Raw genomic sequence first — 17,868 nt, forward strand, 5'->3', positions numbered from 1 at the left:
AATGCAAACATCATATAGTAATACCAAAGCCACTTTAGCATTAGCAAAAGCAAGTTTCAGATCAATTATGCGCAGCCCATCAGCAGTAGTTTTCACCTTAGCTTTCCCATTAATTTTTATTCTTGTATTCGGATTTTTAGGTGGTGGTGGCACTAAGATAGATGTTGCAGTAGCGCCAGGTTCAAATTTACAAAATCCAATTATAGCTGCTTTAGAAAAAATTCCAGTTATCAGATTAACCAAAAATGGTGATTTGGCAAGCATTAATAAAGGATTAGAAAAGGGCGATTACGATGCAGTGATTGATGTAGAACAAAATCCAGCACATGTACCAGCCTATTTTACAAATGTTAAATACACTTCAGCATCTTTAGATAAAGGCAATATTTTAAAATCGGTTTTAAATGAACTATCGTATAATCTAAACACACAGCATTTAAAACCAACAGTTACAGAAATTAGAGCAAGTACAGTAAATGGCCGGTTGTATCGTACTATAGATTTTATCTTACCAGGACAATTAGGTTTCTCTTTATTGAGTACAGGCGTATTTGGTACTGCTTTCGTGTTTTTTAGTTTACGTCAAAATTTAGTGATTAAGCGCTTCTTTGCTACGCCGGTTAAACGTTCGAGCATTGTATTGGGCGAAGGTATGGCTCGTATTGGTTTTGCTTTATTAGGTGCTTTATTTATTATTTTAATCGGGCACTTTGGCTTTAAATTCACTTTAATTAATGGTGCGGTCACGGTTATAAATATGCTCGTTTTAGCAATGATGGGTGTAATTGTATTTATGGGTTTTGGTTTCGTCGTTTCTGGATTAGCAAAAAGCGAGAGTACCATTCCGCCAATTTCTAATATCATTACGTTACCTCAATTCCTATTATCCGGCACTTTCTTTTCGATAGACGCTTTTCCGAACTGGCTACAACCAATTAGCAGGGCCTTGCCACTAACCTATTTAAATGATGCAATGCGTAAAGTAGCTTTTGAAGGCGCAAATCTTTGGGATGTAAAACACCAAATGCTGATTATGTTAATTTGGGGCATTGGGATTTATGCAGTAGCGGTTAAAACATTTAAATGGGAGTTTTGATTTTAAAAGCCTAATCGTATCTTAGGCCTTAAAAAAGTTATTCCCATGAAAAACATATCCATTTTATCCGCCAGTGTTAGAAATGGCCGAAATAGTCATCGCGTAGCACTTTATTTTAAGCAATATTTAGAAGCAAATAAATTAGCGAATGTTACCATCATCGATTTAAAAGAATATAATTTCCCAATTTTTGAAGAACGATTACGTTTCATTCCAAATCCTTCAGAAGCTATGCTTTCTTTCGCTAGCGAAGTAAACAAAGCAGATGGAATTATCTTAGTCACACCAGAATACAATGGCGGTTATCCTGCTAGTTTAAAAAATGCAATTGATTTATTGTACGCAGAGTGGAAACGCAAGCCTATTGCCATAGCATCAGTTTCAGCAGGAGCATTTGCTGGCACCCAAGTGCTTACATCTTTACAGTTTAGTTTATGGAAAATTGGCGCACTCACAATCCCAGCACTATTTCCAGTAGGTACTGTAGAGAAAACATTTGATGAAAACGGCATACCAAGTGATACAATAGCTACCGATAAAAGAGCGGCAGTATTTGTAAATGAGTTATTATATTGGATAGATGCCAAACATAAAATGGAAGCCGAATAAGTAGAATTTATTTCCCCTATATTACTGACTTTCTTTGATTTATTAAAAAATAAAGCAGATACCTCGGTATAATTTAAAAATTATTTTAACTTTGAAAACGCCCTAGGTAATTGTACTTTTTACACTAAGGGATTTTTTAATCAAAACCAAAATAAAATGAGTTTAATAATTGATGTCCACGCAAGACAAATCCTTGATTCTAGAGGAAACCCAACAATAGAAGTTGAAGTAGTTACAGAAAATGGCCAAATGGGTCGTGCAGCCGTTCCGTCAGGAGCAAGTACTGGCCAACATGAGGCAGTTGAATTACGTGATGGCGACAAGAAAACCTATATGGGTAAAGGTGTTTTAAAAGCTGTTGAAAATGTAAATACCAAAATTGCTCAAGCGTTACAAGGCGTTGATGTTTTTGAACAAAATTTAATTGACAAGTTAATGATTGACTTGGACGGAACTGAAAATAAAGGAAATTTAGGTGCAAATGCAATTTTAGGTGTTTCTTTAGCGGTAGCAAAAGCAGCAGCTGCAGAAAGCAGACAACCTTTATATCGTTATGTTGGTGGTGTAAATGCAAATACATTACCTATTCCGATGATGAACATTATTAACGGTGGTTCTCACTCTGATGCTCCAATCGCTTTTCAAGAATTTATGATTATGCCAGTTGGTGCACCTTCATTCTCTGAAGCGTTACGTTGGGGAACCGAGGTATTCCATAATTTAAAAGCAATTTTACACGATAGAGGTTTATCTACTGCCGTAGGTGATGAAGGTGGTTTTGCTCCAACTTTTGACGGCACTGAAGATGCAATTGAAACTGTATTAAAAGCGATTGAAAAAGCGGGTTACAAACCAGGTTCTGATATTTACTTGGCTTTAGATTGTGCTTCATCTGAGTTTTACAAAGATGGTAAATATGATTATACCAAATTTGAAGGTGCAACTGGCGTAATTCGCACTAGCGAAGAGCAAGCACAATATTTAGCAGATCTATCAGCAAAATATCCAATTATCTCTATTGAAGATGGTATGGATGAAAATGACTGGACAGGTTGGAAAAGCTTAACCGATAAAATTGGAGGTAAGGTTCAATTGGTTGGTGATGATTTATTTGTTACTAATGTAAAACGTTTACAACAAGGTATTGATAGTGCAACTGCAAACTCAATTTTAGTAAAAGTGAACCAAATTGGTTCTTTAACTGAAACTATTAATGCAGTGAGTTTAGCGCAAAACAATGGATATACTTCGGTAATGAGCCATAGAAGTGGCGAAACTGAAGATACTACTATTGCAGATTTAGCAGTGGCTTTAAACTGCGGTCAAATTAAAACTGGTTCTGCTTCACGTTCTGATAGGATTGCAAAATACAATCAGTTATTACGTATTGAAGAAGAATTAGGTGCTGCAGCACGTTTCATTGGTAAAAATTTCAAATACGCCAAAAAATAATTTCATGTGCATTGACTTAAGTTAGTAACACGTTGTTAACAAGTTGATAAACATATTTGCAAAACATCCGAAGATTTAAAACCTTCGGATGTTTTTATTTAATTATATATTTGTGCTGATGAAACGGTTATTAGAACTTTTGCGAAACAAATACTTTTTAGCTATCGTGGCTTTTGCCGTATGGATGTTATTTTTTGATAAAAATGATATGCTTTCTCAATATGAGTATCGTGCAGAAGTACACAAATTGCAGCAAGAGAAAGATTTCTATACAAAGGAAACTGCATCCGTTAAAAAAGATCTTAAAGAACTAGATAGTAACTTAGTTACAGCCGAAAAATTCGCCCGTGAAAAATATTTCATGAAAAAAGACAACGAAGATGTCTTTGTAATTGTTAAAGACGATACCAAAAAATAACCATCAGGTTAATAAAATATTTTCATAACTATTTTCATGGTAATATTTTATATTCGCATTGAAAAGAATGTAAATTAAACTCTACAAGAGTGTTATGAAAAAAATAATCCTATTTTTCTTATTGTTTTTTACAAGCATTTATTATTCTTATTCACAAGAATTACCCAACTTAAAGCATATAAAGCTAAATAAAAAGGCTCATTATAAGGATGCTGAACCCACAGCGTTAAAAGTTACCACTTATTTATTCGAAACTCCCATCAATAAAAAAAACAGTTCAAGAACAGAAGCAGGACAGTTTTTAATTAAATGGATGAATGGTACACTTGATTACACTTTCTTCTTAGGAGAAAAAGAAACAAATTACTTTAACACCGATTCTGATTTGATGTTAATGTACATGGCTGGTTTAACCAAATTCACATTAGAAAACAGCACAATCAAAGATCAAAAGGAGCTAGTTTTAGGAACTATGCGCTTAGTTCTTCCCTATTTGGATAAACAAGAAGATAAAAAGAGTTGGTCTAAGGAGCTTTGGCAATTAAACGATGCCAACCAAAAAGGTAAACTAGAGGAATTTTTATATAACTAATACCCAAATTTTGGCAAGGCTAATTTATAGCGCACCACAATTATCCTTAAAGTAAAAATAAACGCAATTACAATAATTTTAGCAACATCTGCTTTGAGATTAAAATAGAGTAGAGCGAAGTAAAGAATCCCACCTAAAATACAAGCAGTAGCATAAATTTCCTTTCTAAAAATTAAAGGAATTGTATTTAATAAGGTATCACGAATTACACCTCCAAAACATCCGGTAATTGTTCCTAGCGCTACACAAATACCTGGACTTAACCCGAAAACAATTCCTTTTTGTACGCCAACTAAGGTAAATAATCCTAAACCTAGCGAATCGAATAAGAAGAGTGTTACCTTAAATTTTTTAATTTGGGTTTTAAAGAACACCGTTAACAAAGATGTTACCAGGATAAGCAGACAATAATTTACATCCCTCATCCAAGCTACTGGTGTATCTCCAAGTAATAAATCGCGAACCGTTCCACCCCCAATTGATGTTACAAAAGCAATAATTAGCACACCAAATGGATCTAAACGTCTTTGCATAGCCGCAAATGAACCTGAAATAGCAAAGGAGATGGTCCCTAAGATTTCAATTACATACGTAGTGTTAACATCTATCATATTTCTCCATTACGTTTTCTTAAAAACCATTCTGTGCTCAATAAAAGTACAATCAATCCAAATAACCATTTTAGATTGATGAGCTCTTCGTATTTACGATCTTCATAACTTATCGTTTTTAATTGACCGCTTTTTTCTAGTTCGTTCATCAAACTTAATAAATTACCTGGCATAATCATCTTACCACCACTTTGTTGTGCCATGGTATACAATAATTGATGATTAGCTGTAGTTTGTTGGTATTCAGCGATAAGTGCATTTACATAAAAAGCTCCTGAAGCAGTATATTTCTTATCGCCCAAAATGGTATTGGCTACGTAGGTATAATTTCCTTGCGACATAGTACCTGCATCTAAACGATAAGCAGTTCCAAACTTAGAAAATGTGTAATTAAAGGTTTTGCCATCTGTATTTTTAATTTGAACATTAACATCAGGCGCATTTACAGGTTCATAAGCATCATTATATAAGGTTGCATTTAACACGACGTTCTCATTTTCATCAAAAGTACTTTTTGTGCTATATACTTTAAACTTTCGTTTATCATCCTTAACAGAAAGATATTGTACAGTTTTAGAAATTAACTCATTAAATAGCGGGAAACTTTGTTCATTTTTCGCTTCTTCCAACTTCCATTTCCAAATCCCCTCGCCAAGTAGAAAACCTAGTTTCTTGCCATTATCTTCTGTAAAAAACCAAAGTGGGGTTTGTGTATTAATTTTACCAATACGTTGATTTAATACTGCAGTATAATTTCCATTCACACTTAAATTAGCAAAAGGCATTTGTAATGGATCATACTCATTTAATTGCTTTAAAGAATTTGCATCTAAATTAAAAGCAGTAAAATTGACATCTGAGTATGGGAAAACTTCTTGTAACGATCCGTTAGCTCTACTAAAATTCAGTATTTTTTGTACTTGATTTAAAGTACCAATATTGGTTTGTGCACCTAAAATATACCACAGGGATAATTTTGCTTCTTGTAGTTTAGTAATTAAAGAGGTAGCCGTATTTACACTATTAGGCAACTGGTATAAAACTGCTAAACTGTATTTAGTTGGGTCAATTGTATTCAATTCATCTGCCAAAGCAACCGTAACTTCGTAATGCTTATTTAATTCGATAGCTTGTTTTATAGCTGTAATATCTGGATGCGGAGCCGCTGCAGCTAATAGTATCTTTTGACGAGCATCAATGACTTCTATAAAAATAGTTTGACTATTGTTTTTGGTTGTAATTTCGTTCTTTAAGGATGATAAATTGATGGTATATTTCTGTATACCGATCTTATTCGCTTTCAATTTTACCTGTACATCTTTCACAAAGCTATTTGAATTAATAGCTATGCTTTGTTCTTTAGCTTTCGTCCCATTTTCTAACACCGAAAGTTGAGTAGTTTCGCCTTTACTTTCATAAGCTTGCACCTGCACATCTAACGTAAATTCATTATCTAAATAAACCAAATTGTTATAGTTTACGTTGGCAATTAAAATATCTCGTTTAGGAATGGTATCGCCCATGGCAATTGTGTAAATAGGCGTTTTTATTTTACTTAATTCATATAACGGATTACCGCCACGATTAAAAATACCATCACTCCCTAAAATTATAGCGCCTACATTCCTGTTTAATAATTCATCATTTAACTGATTAAATAGTAAAGAAGCATTGCTCAATTTTCCTTGTCCAGAGAAATTTAAGCCACTTTTAACACTATCACTAAAGCTGTAAGTTTTAACCTCGTACTTAGCAGAAAGTTTATCTACTAATTGCTGTAAATCTTGTTGGTATTTGCGTTTATTAAACCCTACTGGTTCAATCTGATCAACAGAAATAGAATTATCATGTGCTAAAACAACAATTGGTTTTTCTGGAGTATAAGAAATTAGTTTTATTAGTGGTGCAAAAAATAACCATGCAATAGCTGCAATTGTCAGTATTCTTAAAGCGGTAAGTGTATATTTTAAATTCTTATGGAGACTTTTATTTTTTCGATATAAAAGCCAAGCATACAAGCAACCTAATAAAAGGCAGGCAAGGAAAGTAAGTATCGAAGAAGCGGAAAAAAAATTATCCATAAGCTTAAACGTAAAGATGCTAATTTTCTAAAAAAATCAACGTAATTTGTTAGCGAAATAGATGCTCTAATGAAAATATTTATAAAGTTAATGCTCGTTCTTATGATGGCCATATCTGCATCCGCTCAAAGCACTTTTAAGCAAAATCAACTAAAATTTGAACGCGTTAAAAATGCATATGCTGAGAAATGGAAATCGCTACAAACTGAATTACAAAGTGCTGGACTAACTGGAAATTTTAGCTTATACTTGGCAGCATATAAAAGCTGAAGGAAAATTAGAAGTTTGGCTAAAAACACCTAACCAAACCCATTATAAATTATTTAAAACTTATGATTTCTGTGCACATTCTGGTACTTTAGGACCCAAAGTAATTGAAGGTGATGGACAAACTCCAGAAGGGTTTTACAAGATTAATGTGTTTAATCCCGAAAGTAGTTTCCATTTATCTTTAGGAATAGATTACCCAAACAAAGTTGATGCAATGCGTACTGGTACAGGTAATAAAACTGGTGGTGACATTTATATTCATGGCAATTGCGTAACTGTTGGTTGTATTCCTTTAACTGATGAAAAAATAAAGGAAGTTTACGTTTTAGCTGTCGAGGCTCGCAACGGTGGACAAGAAGAAATTCCTGTAACTATTTTTCCATTTAAAATGACCAATGCAAATTTGAAAAAATACAGTGTTCAATTTCCACAACAAGTTAATTTTTGGCAAACCTTACAAAAAGGCTATGCAGTATTTGATAAGGATAAAAGCTTAGTACAAGTTGATCAAGTGAATGGAAATTATATGGTAAAATAAAAGCCCTCCAAATTGGAGAGCTTTATGTTAGAGAACTAGTCTTAATTCTTTTAACTTTTCTATAGCATTCCGCCGCAAACAGACAATGTTTGTCCAGTTACATAAGCACTCATATCTGATGCTAAGAAAACACAAACATTAGCAATGTCTTCTGTTTCACCAGCACGTTTAAGTGGGATATCTTTTTCCCAACCTGCAACTACTGCTGGATCTAAAACTTCCGTCATTTCTGTACGAATAAACCCAGGTGCAACTACATTTGCACGAATATTACGAGAACCTAATTCTTTAGCTACTGATTTGGTGAAACCAATAATACCAGCTTTTGAAGCTGCATAATTTGCTTGACCAGCGTTTCCTGTTACTCCAACTACAGAACTCATATTAATGAATACACCTTTCCGGGCCTTCATCATTATTTTAGAAACTGCTTTGGTTACATTAAAGATTGATTTAAGGTTAACATTCATTACATCATCCCAATTTTCCTCCGTCATACGCATTAACAAACCATCTTTTGTAATACCGGCGTTGTTAACCACAATATCAATAGTACCAAATTCAGCCACAATATCATTTATCAATTGCTCAGCTTCATCGAATTTAGAAGCATCAGAGCGATAGCCTTTAACTTTAGTACCAAAACTTTGTAACTCTTGTTCTAATGCTTGTCCCTTTTCAACTGATGATAAATACGTGAATGCGACATTAGCACCTTGTTCTGCAAATTTTTCAGCTATTTTGCGACCTATTCCTTTTGAGGCACCTGTGATAAGTGCTGTTTTTCCTTCTAGTAATTTCATTATGAAATGTTGTAAAGTTGAACTGTTTATGTTGTAAAGTTAATAATATTGCTTAATTGTTTTCCTTCTGTGTTAAAATTGTGAACTACACAGCAGGTTCTTGTTGACTTAAGCAATGAAAGCTTCCTAGACCCCAAATAATATCTGTAGAATCAATACCTACAACTGGCCTATCAGTAAAAGCTTTTTGAATAATTTCTAACGCAATTTTATCATTTACATCTCTAAAGGTGGGTACGATAACCGCAGCATTTGCGATATAAAAGTTAGCATAAGATGCTGGCAAGCGTGTATCTTCATAAATTACTGGCGATGGCATTGGCAATTTGATGATGTTTAATCGTCTGCCGTCATGTAATCTCATTTCTTTTAATGCTTCGTAGTTTTCTTGCAATAGAATATGATTTTCATCTAATGGATTACTTTCCAAAACCGTTAAAACAGTATCCTCATTTACAAAACGGGTAATGTCGTCGATATGACCATCAGTATCATCTCCAATTATTCCATCTCCAACCCATAAAACCTGTTCTGCACCGTAAAACTCTTTTAAATAGGTTTCTATTTGCTCCTTATTTAAATGAGGATTTCTATTTTCATTCAATAAGCAAGCAGTACTAGTTAAAATAGTTCCGGCACCGTTAAATTCTACAGAGCCACCTTCCATTACGATATCAGGAGTAAATAGTGGCAGATTAAAATGTTTAGCAATCTTTGTTGGTATTACATCATCCAAATCAAACGGTGGATATTTTCCTCCCCAAGCATTGTAGCCCCAATCTATAACAGCCTTTTCATTTCCTTTAACAACAAATGCCGGTCCATGATCGCGGCACCAAGCATCATTGCTTTCGTTGAAGTAAAACTCTATTTGCGATAAATCTGCATCAACTTTCTGCAATTCTGAGATTGCAAAAACTTTCATCTCTTCATCTTTCACATTAATGCGCACTTTTTCGCCTGTTGCAACTATTTTGATGAATTGACAATAAGGCTCGTAAATCGTTTCGATTTTACCAGGCCAACTTTCCTCTTTATGTGGCCAACTTAACCAAGTCGCTTCATGTTTAGCCCACTCCGCAGGAAACGAATAACCTTGTTTTTTCGGCGAGTTCGCAAATTCTGGTTGCTCGGAAGTATTTATCACACTAATCGCCATCAATATATCTTTTTGTAATTGGCTGATAAGAATCTATCCTCCTATCTCTTAAAAAAGGCCAATGTTTACGCATATAATCACTTTGACTTAAATCCAACTCCACTACTTCTGTTTCTTCTTTATCATGTGAAGCTAAATAAAGCAGTTTACCTTGTGCATTAGTTGCAAAACTTCCACCCCAAAACTTCATAGCACCATCTTGCTCAAAACCTACACGATTAACACTTACAACTGGAACTCCATTTGCAACCGAATGAGAACGTTGTATGGTTTGCCAAGCATTGTATTGATCTTGATTGGTTTCTTCATCTTGATCAGTCGCCCAACCAATGGCAGTTGGATAAAACATAATATCAGCGCCCATTAAAGCGGTAATACGAGAAGCTTCTGGATACCATTGATCCCAACAAATTAAAATACCGATTTTAGCAAATTTAGTTTCGAAAACTTTGTAACCTAAATCACCTGGTGTAAAATAAAATTTCTCATAAAAAGCTGGATCATCAGGGATATGCATTTTACGATATTTACCCAAATAACTTCCATCAGCATCTAAAACTGCGGTTGTATTATGGTATAAACCTTCTGCTCTTTTTTCGAATAATGAAGCAATAATTACCACCCCTAGTTCTTTAGCAACCACTTGCAAAGCATCTGTAGATGGGCCAGGAATTTTCTCTGCTAAATCAAAGTTGTCATAATCCTCTACATCACAAAAGTATAAAGAAGTAAACAGCTCTTGCAAGCACACAATTTGTGCACCTTTTGCCGCAGCTTCTCTAACTTTAACAATCGCTTTATCTAAATTTTCTTGCTTATCCTTTGTACAGCTCATTTGCACTAAGCCAACTTTTACTTTACTCATCTGTATAAAAATTTAAGACAAAGTTAAGGAAAAAGGTGGAGGGTAAAAAGGTAAAAGGTTAAGGTTTGTAATACTTTACAACTAACTTGCAGTTAAACCTTCTCTATATTCTTGTTGTAACTCAAAAAGACATTTGGCACACAAGCAACCATCGTACAACTCGCTAATGTATTGTACTTCATTAATGGTAAGTTGTACTGCACTGCATTGACATTTGGTATAAGAATTTGCCTTACATTCTATTGCAGTTCCACAACGCTCGCATGGAATAATTTCGTGTTTTGTCATGTACTAATACAAAGATATAACCTTTTAATCTAAGAATGGAGCAACAAATCTAACCGCAAAGTAAAACAAAAAAGGAGCAAGATGTTTCCATCTTAACTCCTTCATATTTATTTGGCAAACTAAAAAACTAGCCTGAACAGCTGATACAGCCTTCTTCCATTGAGCAAACTGGCCCATCAACAATTTCTTCAGCTACTTGATCTTGAGGAATTGTATCTGGAATTACAGCTTCAATTGCTTTACCACCTTGATTTTCTACTGTGAATTTAACAGCTTGAGAAGCAGCTTGTGTACGTAAATAGTACATACCTGTTTTCAATCCTTTTTTCCAAGCATAGAAATGCATTGAAGTTAATTTAGAAGTATTTGGTGCATTGATAAACAAGTTTAGCGATTGCGATTGGCAAATATAAGCACCTCTATCGGCAGCCATATCTATGATGTTACGCATTTTAATTTCCCAAACTGTTTTGTACAATTCTTTAATGTAATCAGGAATTTCTGCAATATCTTGAATTGAACCATTCGCTAAAATAATTCTATCCTTCATTGCTGGTGTCCATAAACCTAAAGAAACCAAGTCTTTTAATAGGTGTTTGTTCACTACTACAAACTCTCCACTTAATACACGACGTGTATAGATATTCGAAGTGTATGGTTCGAAACATTCGTTGTTTCCTAAAATTTGTGAAGTAGATGCGGTTGGCATTGGTGCTACCAATAATGAATTGTACACACCAGTTTTTACTACGCGTTTACGTAAACTTTCCCAATCCCAACGTTTACTTTTTGGAGTTACATTCCACAGATCAAATTGGAATTTACCTTTAGATAATGGAGAACCTTTAAAGCTTTCGTAATGACCATGTTTAACTGCTAAATCAGCCGATGCTGTCATTGCAGCAAAGTAAATGGTTTCAAAAATATCGGTATTTAATTCTTTAGCTGCATCACTTTCAAAAGGTAAACGCATTAAAATAAATGCATCTGCCAAACCTTGTACACCTAATCCAACTGGACGGTGACGGAAGTTAGAGTTTTGCGCTTCAATAACTGGGTAATAGTTATGATCGATGATTTTGTTTAAGTTTAATGTAGCTTGATAGGTTACATCGTATAATTTTTGGTGATCAAATTCACCATTAATTACAAATCGTGGTAACGCTAATGAAGCTAAATTACAAACCGCAACTTCATCTTTAGACGTATACTCAATAATTTCAGTACATAAGTTAGATGACTTAATTGTACCTAAATTTTGCTGATTCGATTTACCATTCGCAGCATCTTTGTACAATAAATATGGTGTACCCGTTTCAATTTGAGCATCTAAAATAGCAAACCAAAGTTCTTGCGCTTTTATCGTTTTACGAGCTCTACCTTCTTGTTCGTATTTAGTGTATAATTTATTAAACTCTTCGCCATGGCAATCTGCTAAACCTGGCGCCTCATCTGGAGAGAATAAGCTCCAATCGCCATTGTCTTCTACACGTTGCATAAATAAATCGCAAATCCAAAGTGCATAGAATAAATCACGAGCTCTCATTTCTTCCTTACCATGATTTTTACGTAAGTCTAAGAAAGCAAAAATATCAGCATGCCAAGGCTCTAAATAAATAGCAAACGCACCTTTACGTTTACCTCCACCTTGATCTACATAACGAGCTGTATCGTTAAATACTTTTAACATTGGCACGATACCGTTACTTGTACCGTTTGTTCCGCCAATATAAGCTCCCGTAGCACGGATGTTGTGAATGCTTAATCCAATACCACCAGCACTTTGAGAAATTTTAGCAGTTTGTTTTAGCGTATCGTAAATACCTTCAATGCTATCGTCTTGCATGGTTAACAAGAAACATGATGACATTTGAGGTTTTGGTGTAGCTGCATTAAATAAGGTTGGTGTAGCATGTGTAAACCAACGCTCGCTCATCAAGTTATATGTTTTAATAGCACTTTCGATATCTTCTTTGTGAATACCAACCGACACACGCATAAATAAGTGTTGTGGGCGCTCTACAATTACACCATTTACTTTTAATAAATAGGATTTTTCTAAAGTTTTGAAACCGAAATAATCAAAACCAAAATCTCTATCGTAAATGATTGTACTATCTAAAATATCAGCGTTGTTTTTAATCACTTCCCAAACATCTTCTGCAATAAGCGATGAAGGTTTTTCTGTTTTAGGGTCTACATAAGTATACAGCATTTCCATTGTTTTAGAGAACGATTTTACTGTATTCTTGTGCAAGTTAGAAACTGCAATACGCGATGCTAACAATGCATAATCTGGGTGTTTTGTAGTTAGGGAAGCAGCCGTTTCAGCTGCAAGATTATCAAGCTCTGAAGTTGTAACGCCATCGTACAATCCTTCAATTACCTTTTTGGCAACATCTATAGGGTCTACTAATTCCGCGTTAAAACCATAACACAACTTCTCAATGCGAGCGGTTATCTTATCAAACTTTACCGCTTCTTGGCGGCCATCTCTTTTTATTACAAACATCCTAATCAAGTATTAATGGTGCGTATTAGATAATAGCGGCACCAGGTTTTAAATTATTTTTATTATATAGTTTCAAGTACCAGACAAAGCCCTAACCTTTTGCCCTTAACTCTAATTAAAAATCATCATCTAGTGAAAATGCAGCTGCTTTATCTTCTGTAGAGGTTAATACTCCACTTTTTTGATAATCACCTACTCTTTTCTCAAAGAAATTTGTTTTTCCTTGTAATGAAATCATCTCCATAAAATCGAATGGATTTGATGCATTATATATTTTTTTGTATCCTAATTCACTAATCCATCTATCGGCTACAAATTCAATGTATTGACTCATTAATTTAGCGTTCATTCCAATTAATGCTACTGGCAACGCATCGGTAATAAATTCTTTTTCAATTTCTACTGCATCGCGAATAATATCATGCACTTGTTTTTCGCTCAATTTATTTTCTAGCATACTGTATAGCAAACAAGCAAATTCGCAGTGCATACCCTCATCTCTAGAAATTAATTCGTTACTAAACGTCAAGCCTGGCATTAAACCACGTTTTTTCAACCAAAAGATAGAACAAAAACTACCGCTAAAGAAAATTCCTTCTACCGCAGCAAAAGCAACTAAACGTTCTGCAAAAGTTCCGTTTTCAATCCAACGTAAAGCCCATTCTGCTTTTCTTTTCACCGCCGGAACAGTATCAATTGCATGGAATAAACGATCTTTTTCATCTGGATCTTTAATGTACGTGTCAATTAACAACGCATACGTTTCAGCATGGATGTTTTCCATCATAATTTGGAAACCATAAAAACAACGTGCTTCTGGTAACTGCACCTCGCTCATAAAGTTAACAGCTAAGTTTTCGTTTACAATACCATCACTAGCAGAGAAAAAAGCTAAAATGTGAGAAATGAAATGTCTTTCGCCATCATTTAAATTATCCCAATGTTTTTGATCATCGGATAAGTCAATTTCTTCTGCTGTCCAAAAACTTGCCTCACTTTTTTTATACATCTCCCAAATGGCTGGATATTTAATTGGGAGTAGAACAAAACGATCTTTGTTTTCTTTTAATAATAATTCTTGTTCTTGCTGCATAGTTTAGTTTTTTAACGTTTAGAAATTGTTACTATAGGTTTTCTAGTTTTAGTGCAAGTCTGCTGTTATCCCTAAAAACTGTTAAACCCCTTAACCTAAAAGCTTTATCAAAATCACGCCGCCAACATCACAAGTACTTAGCTAAAACATTTAAAAAACATTGAATTTTTAACGCTTTTTAAACAACTAAATATTAAGTATTTAAATAATATTTTGAGTGGATTCCTTTAAAGAACTTTCTTTAACAAATATAGAAGTTGAGCGATTTTTTGAGTTACAAAGTTGTTAACATGTTGTTGATTTGAATGGAAATTCTCATCAAAATTTGGTCATAAACAACTTAGAAAAAAGCTAATTATTTCTTTTTAAGGACTTAGAGAATCAAAACGAGTGTTAATAATTTTAAAAAATGTGTTATAACACGAGAATTATTAAAATTATTTAGGGAGCACATATGTGATTTCTACTTTGGCATAACCTAGTCTATAAATGCCTATGGCTTTGGCCGCTGACTGCGATAAGTCTAATGAAAATTTCTTGCTATGTGGTCCCCGATCGTTTACTCTAACAGTAACCGTTTTGCCATTCACTAAATTTCTCACCGTAATTAATGTACCAAAAGGAAGAGTAAGATGAGCAGCCGTTAATTTCGCTCCTCTATACCTTTCGCCACTTGATGTTTTTCGGCCTTCAAATTTTTTAGCATAATAAGATGTAAAAATAGTTTTTACAACAGTATCGGGGTGTTTTGTTGGTAAAGATGTGGCTTTTACTGTCAAGGAAGCAATGCAAAAGAGCAGCAAAAGTTTCATTTTATTTCTCATAGGTAAATCAAATATACAAAATGAGTTCTATTTACATAAAAGCTCATTTATTCATCGTCCCTACAAGCAAAAAAAATGCCCAGATTAATCTGAGCATTTATAAAATCGATTTTTCGACTTATTTTTTATCAGGCACAAAGTTCATTGAAATTGAATTTACACAATGACGTGTGTTCTTAGAAGTTAAACCTTCGCCTACAAATACGTGGCCTAAGTGAGCGCCACAATTTGCACAAACAATCTCTGTACGTTGTCCATCAGCATCTGGCACACGTTTTACTGCACCTTTAATTTCATCATCAAAAGATGGCCATCCACAATGTGCATCAAATTTAGAATCTGATTTATACAACGCCGCATTGCAACGTTTGCAGGTGTAAGTGCCCTTTTCATTAAACTTATCATATTTACCCGTTCCTGGGTATTCTGTTCCTTTACGAACAATTACGTCTTCTTCTTCTTTGGTTAATTTATTGTATTCCATTTTCTTAGTAGTTTTAGATGGAGGTGTTTTTTCTTGTTTTTGTGCGCAAGCAACTAAGCTTGTTAAAAATAACAGACTTAATGCAAATACTGTTTTATTGATTGTTCTTTTCATGTGTGTTATGCTTTTAAACATATACGTTTTGCGTTAACATTTGGATTTTATCTCGCTTAACAAATATAACTAATTGCAAGACTTTGTTTTTCATGCAAACGTAAGGTTTTGATAACTTTTTAGGCACAAAAAAAGCGTTCCATAGTATGGAACGCTTTTAAAAGATTTAAAAAATCAATTTTATTTTTTTAGCGCATTCGCCATTGCTTCACCAATTTCTGCTGGGCTTTCTACTACAATAATTCCGCACTCTGCCATAATTTTCATTTTAGCAGCTGCAGTATCATCGGCACCGCCAACAATTGCACCAGCATGACCCATTCTACGTCCTGGAGGCGCAGTTTGACCAGCGATGAAACCTACAACTGGTTTAGTGCCATTTGCTTTAATCCACAATGCAGCTTCAGCTTCCATGCCACCACCAATTTCACCAATCATAATGATACCTTCAGTTTCTGGATCGTTCATTAACAATTCTACAGCTTCTTTAGTCGTTGTTCCGATAATTGGATCACCGCCAATACCAATTGCAGTTGTAATACCCAAACCAGCTTTTACTACTTGATCTACCGCCTCGTAAGTTAACGTACCTGATTTAGAAACTACACCAACTGTACCTTTTTTGAAAATAAAGCCTGGCATAATACCAATTTTAGCTTCATCAGCAGTAATTACACCTGGACAGTTAGGGCCAATTAAACGGCAATCTCTACCTTTTATATAAGATTTTACAGCAATCATATCCTTAGTTGGAATACCTTCTGTAATACACACGATAACTTTAATACCAGCTTCTGCAGCTTCCATAATTGCATCTGCAGCAAATGCAGGTGGTACAAATATAATAGATACATTAGCACCAGCCTTATCAACAGCGTCTTTTACAGTGTTAAATACTGGTCTGTCTAAGTGCGTTTGACCGCCTTTACCAGGTGTTACCCCGCCAACAACGTTTGTACCGTATGCTATCATTTGCTCTGCATGGTACGTACCTTCATTACCGGTAAACCCTTGAACAATTACTTTTGAATCTTTATTTACTAAAACACTCATTATATCTATTTTTTTGTGCAAATCTAAGGTAATTGAAATGGATTGTCAAATGCAATTGGCAGATAATTTCTTATATCGGTATTTATTACTAGTATGCTGATACTATGCACTTATTAAACAGCCTTGCAGTAGATACAATCCACTAAAAAAAGGAGTGATAACAACTAAAATTTAAATTTATCAGATTGATGAACAAGAATAACTCATGTTAATCATAACTCATACTTTAGTCGCAGTTAAAACGGAGTTCCTTCGGACTCAATTGTCACAAGTCCGACCAAACCCCGAACAAAATCCGAACTAAGTCCGTCTCAACTAATACCCAGTTTATTAATTATTTTCAGGTTTGACATTAAGAAGATGAAAAAGAAATCACATTTTTTTCTTAAGAAAGTTATTGCAGATTTATTTGTTTAAACATATACTTTGACAAATAAAGTTCAAATGTCTATTTTTATTCTAAACAGAATCATACTCAATGAAAATCTCCCCTCGCTTTTACTCCGTTTTATTTTGTACAGCTTTTCTATGTGTTTTTCAGCATACTGCTAAATCACAAACAATAGATACCAGTAAATATATACTACAAAATGATGTAAATGTTGCCAAAGAAGAATCTGGCACACACAATGGTGGAGGTAAAACTATTGGGTATAACTTTTTTGGTGATGCTAAAAACTTAAAAACAGCTTTCAGAAAAAGAACATTAAAAGCGGGTTCATCAATTGGTTATCACTTACAAAAGGAGGATGAAATTTATTATGTGTTGAGCGGTACCGGTAAGATGAAAATGAATGGCGAAACTTTCTCGGTAAAACCTGGCGATGCAATTTTAACCAGACCAGGAAGCTCTCATGGCATAGAACCAGACCCAAATACTGATTTAACGATTCTAATTGTTTACGGGAAGAAGTAAATGAGTTGAATAAGCTCTTTTATAACCTTCATCATGCTGAATTTATTTTAGCACCTAACTTGCAGGAAAGACCCTGAAATAAATTCAGGG

Annotated in this window: 19 protein-coding genes; 8 read left to right on the forward strand and 11 right to left on the reverse strand. The window is 34.4% G+C overall.

Annotated features, from left to right (window positions below; genetic code table 11):
- Position 1 precedes the first annotated feature (1 nt).
- The 5 genes from ACHMWN_RS01135 (at position 2) to ACHMWN_RS01155 (ending at position 4,167) form a co-directional block, all read left to right on the forward strand.
- A complete protein-coding gene (locus ACHMWN_RS01135) occupies positions 2-1,096 on the forward strand; it encodes an ABC transporter permease (protein WP_397297090.1) in 1,095 nt (364 codons plus the stop codon).
- Between the two features lie 45 nt (positions 1,097-1,141).
- On the forward strand, positions 1,142-1,705 hold the full coding sequence (locus ACHMWN_RS01140; RefSeq protein ID WP_397297092.1) for an NADPH-dependent FMN reductase: 564 nt from the start codon (positions 1,142-1,144) through the stop codon (positions 1,703-1,705).
- A 156-nt stretch (positions 1,706-1,861) separates the two neighbouring features.
- On the forward strand, positions 1,862-3,157 hold the full coding sequence (eno, locus tag ACHMWN_RS01145) for a phosphopyruvate hydratase (protein ID WP_397297093.1): 1,296 nt from the start codon (positions 1,862-1,864) through the stop codon (positions 3,155-3,157).
- Between the two features lie 118 nt (positions 3,158-3,275).
- On the forward strand, positions 3,276-3,575 hold the full coding sequence (locus ACHMWN_RS01150; RefSeq protein ID WP_397297094.1) for a septum formation initiator family protein: 300 nt from the start codon (positions 3,276-3,278) through the stop codon (positions 3,573-3,575).
- A 94-nt stretch (positions 3,576-3,669) separates the two neighbouring features.
- Complete coding sequence (locus ACHMWN_RS01155) at positions 3,670-4,167, forward strand: hypothetical protein (protein WP_397297095.1); 498 nt, start codon at positions 3,670-3,672, stop codon at positions 4,165-4,167.
- Here the strand turns inward: ACHMWN_RS01155 and ACHMWN_RS01160 are convergent.
- Together ACHMWN_RS01160 and ACHMWN_RS01165 are read right to left on the reverse strand one after the other, a co-directional pair.
- Positions 4,164-4,778 carry a trimeric intracellular cation channel family protein gene (locus ACHMWN_RS01160; RefSeq protein ID WP_397297097.1) on the reverse strand — a complete coding sequence of 205 codons (615 nt, stop codon included), beginning with the start codon at positions 4,776-4,778 and terminating at the stop codon, positions 4,164-4,166. The genes ACHMWN_RS01155 and ACHMWN_RS01160 overlap by 4 nt on opposite strands.
- Entirely contained in the window at positions 4,775-6,859 is a 2,085-nt protein-coding gene (locus ACHMWN_RS01165) for a hypothetical protein (RefSeq protein ID WP_397297099.1), read from the reverse strand. Before ACHMWN_RS01165 ends, ACHMWN_RS01160 begins: the two co-directional genes overlap by 4 nt.
- A 69-nt stretch (positions 6,860-6,928) precedes the next feature.
- Between ACHMWN_RS01165 and ACHMWN_RS01170 the strand changes: the two genes are divergently transcribed.
- Both ACHMWN_RS01170 and ACHMWN_RS01175 read left to right on the forward strand, forming a co-directional pair.
- Positions 6,929-7,129 (forward strand): hypothetical protein, encoded by a 201-nt coding sequence (locus ACHMWN_RS01170; RefSeq protein WP_397297100.1) that lies wholly within the window; start codon positions 6,929-6,931, stop codon positions 7,127-7,129.
- 142 nt (positions 7,130-7,271) lie between these two features.
- On the forward strand, positions 7,272-7,667 hold the full coding sequence (locus ACHMWN_RS01175) for a hypothetical protein (protein WP_397303510.1): 396 nt from the start codon (positions 7,272-7,274) through the stop codon (positions 7,665-7,667).
- Positions 7,668-7,726: 59 nt separating this feature from the next.
- Here the strand turns inward: ACHMWN_RS01175 and fabG are convergent, their stop codons facing one another.
- The 9 genes from fabG to sucD all read right to left on the reverse strand — a co-directional run bounded on the left by fabG (position 7,727) and on the right by sucD (position 16,862).
- A complete protein-coding gene (gene fabG, locus ACHMWN_RS01180) occupies positions 7,727-8,470 on the reverse strand; it encodes a 3-oxoacyl-[acyl-carrier-protein] reductase (RefSeq protein ID WP_397297102.1) in 744 nt (247 codons plus the stop codon).
- An 85-nt stretch (positions 8,471-8,555) separates the two neighbouring features.
- Complete coding sequence (locus ACHMWN_RS01185) at positions 8,556-9,629, reverse strand: agmatine/peptidylarginine deiminase (RefSeq protein WP_397297104.1); 1,074 nt, start codon at positions 9,627-9,629, stop codon at positions 8,556-8,558.
- The gene (locus ACHMWN_RS01190; RefSeq protein WP_397297106.1) at positions 9,619-10,494 is read right to left on the reverse strand and encodes a carbon-nitrogen hydrolase; all 876 of its coding nucleotides are present in this window, start codon (positions 10,492-10,494) and stop codon (positions 9,619-9,621) included. The genes ACHMWN_RS01185 and ACHMWN_RS01190 overlap by 11 nt, the downstream gene beginning before the upstream one ends.
- Before the next feature lie 81 nt (positions 10,495-10,575).
- A complete protein-coding gene (locus ACHMWN_RS01195; protein ID WP_397297107.1) occupies positions 10,576-10,782 on the reverse strand; it encodes a cysteine-rich CWC family protein in 207 nt (68 codons plus the stop codon).
- A 127-nt stretch (positions 10,783-10,909) separates the two neighbouring features.
- Positions 10,910-13,294, reverse strand: a complete 2,385-nt coding sequence (locus ACHMWN_RS01200; RefSeq protein WP_397297109.1) for a ribonucleoside-diphosphate reductase subunit alpha — start codon at positions 13,292-13,294, stop codon at positions 10,910-10,912.
- Positions 13,295-13,409: 115 nt separating this feature from the next.
- A complete protein-coding gene (locus ACHMWN_RS01205) occupies positions 13,410-14,387 on the reverse strand; it encodes a ribonucleoside-diphosphate reductase small subunit (protein WP_397297111.1) in 978 nt (325 codons plus the stop codon).
- Positions 14,388-14,824: 437 nt separating this feature from the next.
- Positions 14,825-15,211, reverse strand: coding sequence for a septal ring lytic transglycosylase RlpA family protein (locus ACHMWN_RS01210; protein ID WP_397297113.1), 387 nt, complete (start codon positions 15,209-15,211; stop codon positions 14,825-14,827).
- Between the two features lie 118 nt (positions 15,212-15,329).
- The gene (locus ACHMWN_RS01215) at positions 15,330-15,809 is read right to left on the reverse strand and encodes a methionine-R-sulfoxide reductase (protein ID WP_397297114.1); all 480 of its coding nucleotides are present in this window, start codon (positions 15,807-15,809) and stop codon (positions 15,330-15,332) included.
- Between the two features lie 180 nt (positions 15,810-15,989).
- Positions 15,990-16,862, reverse strand: a complete 873-nt coding sequence (sucD, locus tag ACHMWN_RS01220; RefSeq protein ID WP_397297116.1) for a succinate--CoA ligase subunit alpha — start codon at positions 16,860-16,862, stop codon at positions 15,990-15,992.
- A 478-nt stretch (positions 16,863-17,340) separates the two neighbouring features.
- Here sucD and ACHMWN_RS01225 point away from each other — a divergent pair, with 478 nt between their 5' ends.
- Positions 17,341-17,778 carry a cupin domain-containing protein gene (locus ACHMWN_RS01225; protein WP_397297118.1) on the forward strand — a complete coding sequence of 146 codons (438 nt, stop codon included), beginning with the start codon at positions 17,341-17,343 and terminating at the stop codon, positions 17,776-17,778.
- Positions 17,779-17,868 lie beyond the last annotated feature (90 nt).

This window comes from Pedobacter sp. UC225_61, assembly GCF_044452285.1.
In the GTDB taxonomy this organism is placed as follows: Bacteria; Bacteroidota; Bacteroidia; order Sphingobacteriales; family Sphingobacteriaceae; genus Pedobacter.

Bases quoted from the DNA above. Each gene is read 5' to 3' on its own strand.
- ACHMWN_RS01210 (WP_397297113.1), bottom strand. From the start codon at position 15,211: ATGAGAAATAAAATGAAACTTTTGCTGCTCTTTTGCATTGCTTCCTTG.
- ACHMWN_RS01155 (WP_397297095.1), top strand. From the start codon at position 3,670: ATGAAAAAAATAATCCTATTTTTCTTATTGTTTTTTACAAGCATTTAT.
- ACHMWN_RS01205 (WP_397297111.1), bottom strand. From the start codon at position 14,387: ATGCAGCAAGAACAAGAATTATTATTAAAAGAAAACAAAGATCGTTTT.
- sucD (WP_397297116.1), bottom strand. From the start codon at position 16,862: ATGAGTGTTTTAGTAAATAAAGATTCAAAAGTAATTGTTCAAGGGTTT.
- eno (WP_397297093.1), top strand. From the start codon at position 1,862: ATGAGTTTAATAATTGATGTCCACGCAAGACAAATCCTTGATTCTAGA.
- ACHMWN_RS01200 (WP_397297109.1), bottom strand. From the start codon at position 13,294: ATGTTTGTAATAAAAAGAGATGGCCGCCAAGAAGCGGTAAAGTTTGAT.
- ACHMWN_RS01185 (WP_397297104.1), bottom strand. From the start codon at position 9,629: ATGGCGATTAGTGTGATAAATACTTCCGAGCAACCAGAATTTGCGAAC.
- ACHMWN_RS01170 (WP_397297100.1), top strand. From the start codon at position 6,929: ATGAAAATATTTATAAAGTTAATGCTCGTTCTTATGATGGCCATATCT.
- ACHMWN_RS01195 (WP_397297107.1), bottom strand. From the start codon at position 10,782: ATGACAAAACACGAAATTATTCCATGCGAGCGTTGTGGAACTGCAATA.
- ACHMWN_RS01190 (WP_397297106.1), bottom strand. From the start codon at position 10,494: ATGAGTAAAGTAAAAGTTGGCTTAGTGCAAATGAGCTGTACAAAGGAT.
- ACHMWN_RS01165 (WP_397297099.1), bottom strand. From the start codon at position 6,859: ATGGATAATTTTTTTTCCGCTTCTTCGATACTTACTTTCCTTGCCTGC.
- ACHMWN_RS01135 (WP_397297090.1), top strand. From the start codon at position 2: ATGCAAACATCATATAGTAATACCAAAGCCACTTTAGCATTAGCAAAA.
- ACHMWN_RS01160 (WP_397297097.1), bottom strand. From the start codon at position 4,778: ATGATAGATGTTAACACTACGTATGTAATTGAAATCTTAGGGACCATC.
- ACHMWN_RS01140 (WP_397297092.1), top strand. From the start codon at position 1,142: ATGAAAAACATATCCATTTTATCCGCCAGTGTTAGAAATGGCCGAAAT.
- ACHMWN_RS01215 (WP_397297114.1), bottom strand. From the start codon at position 15,809: ATGAAAAGAACAATCAATAAAACAGTATTTGCATTAAGTCTGTTATTT.
- fabG (WP_397297102.1), bottom strand. From the start codon at position 8,470: ATGAAATTACTAGAAGGAAAAACAGCACTTATCACAGGTGCCTCAAAA.
- ACHMWN_RS01150 (WP_397297094.1), top strand. From the start codon at position 3,276: ATGAAACGGTTATTAGAACTTTTGCGAAACAAATACTTTTTAGCTATC.
- ACHMWN_RS01225 (WP_397297118.1), top strand. From the start codon at position 17,341: ATGAAAATCTCCCCTCGCTTTTACTCCGTTTTATTTTGTACAGCTTTT.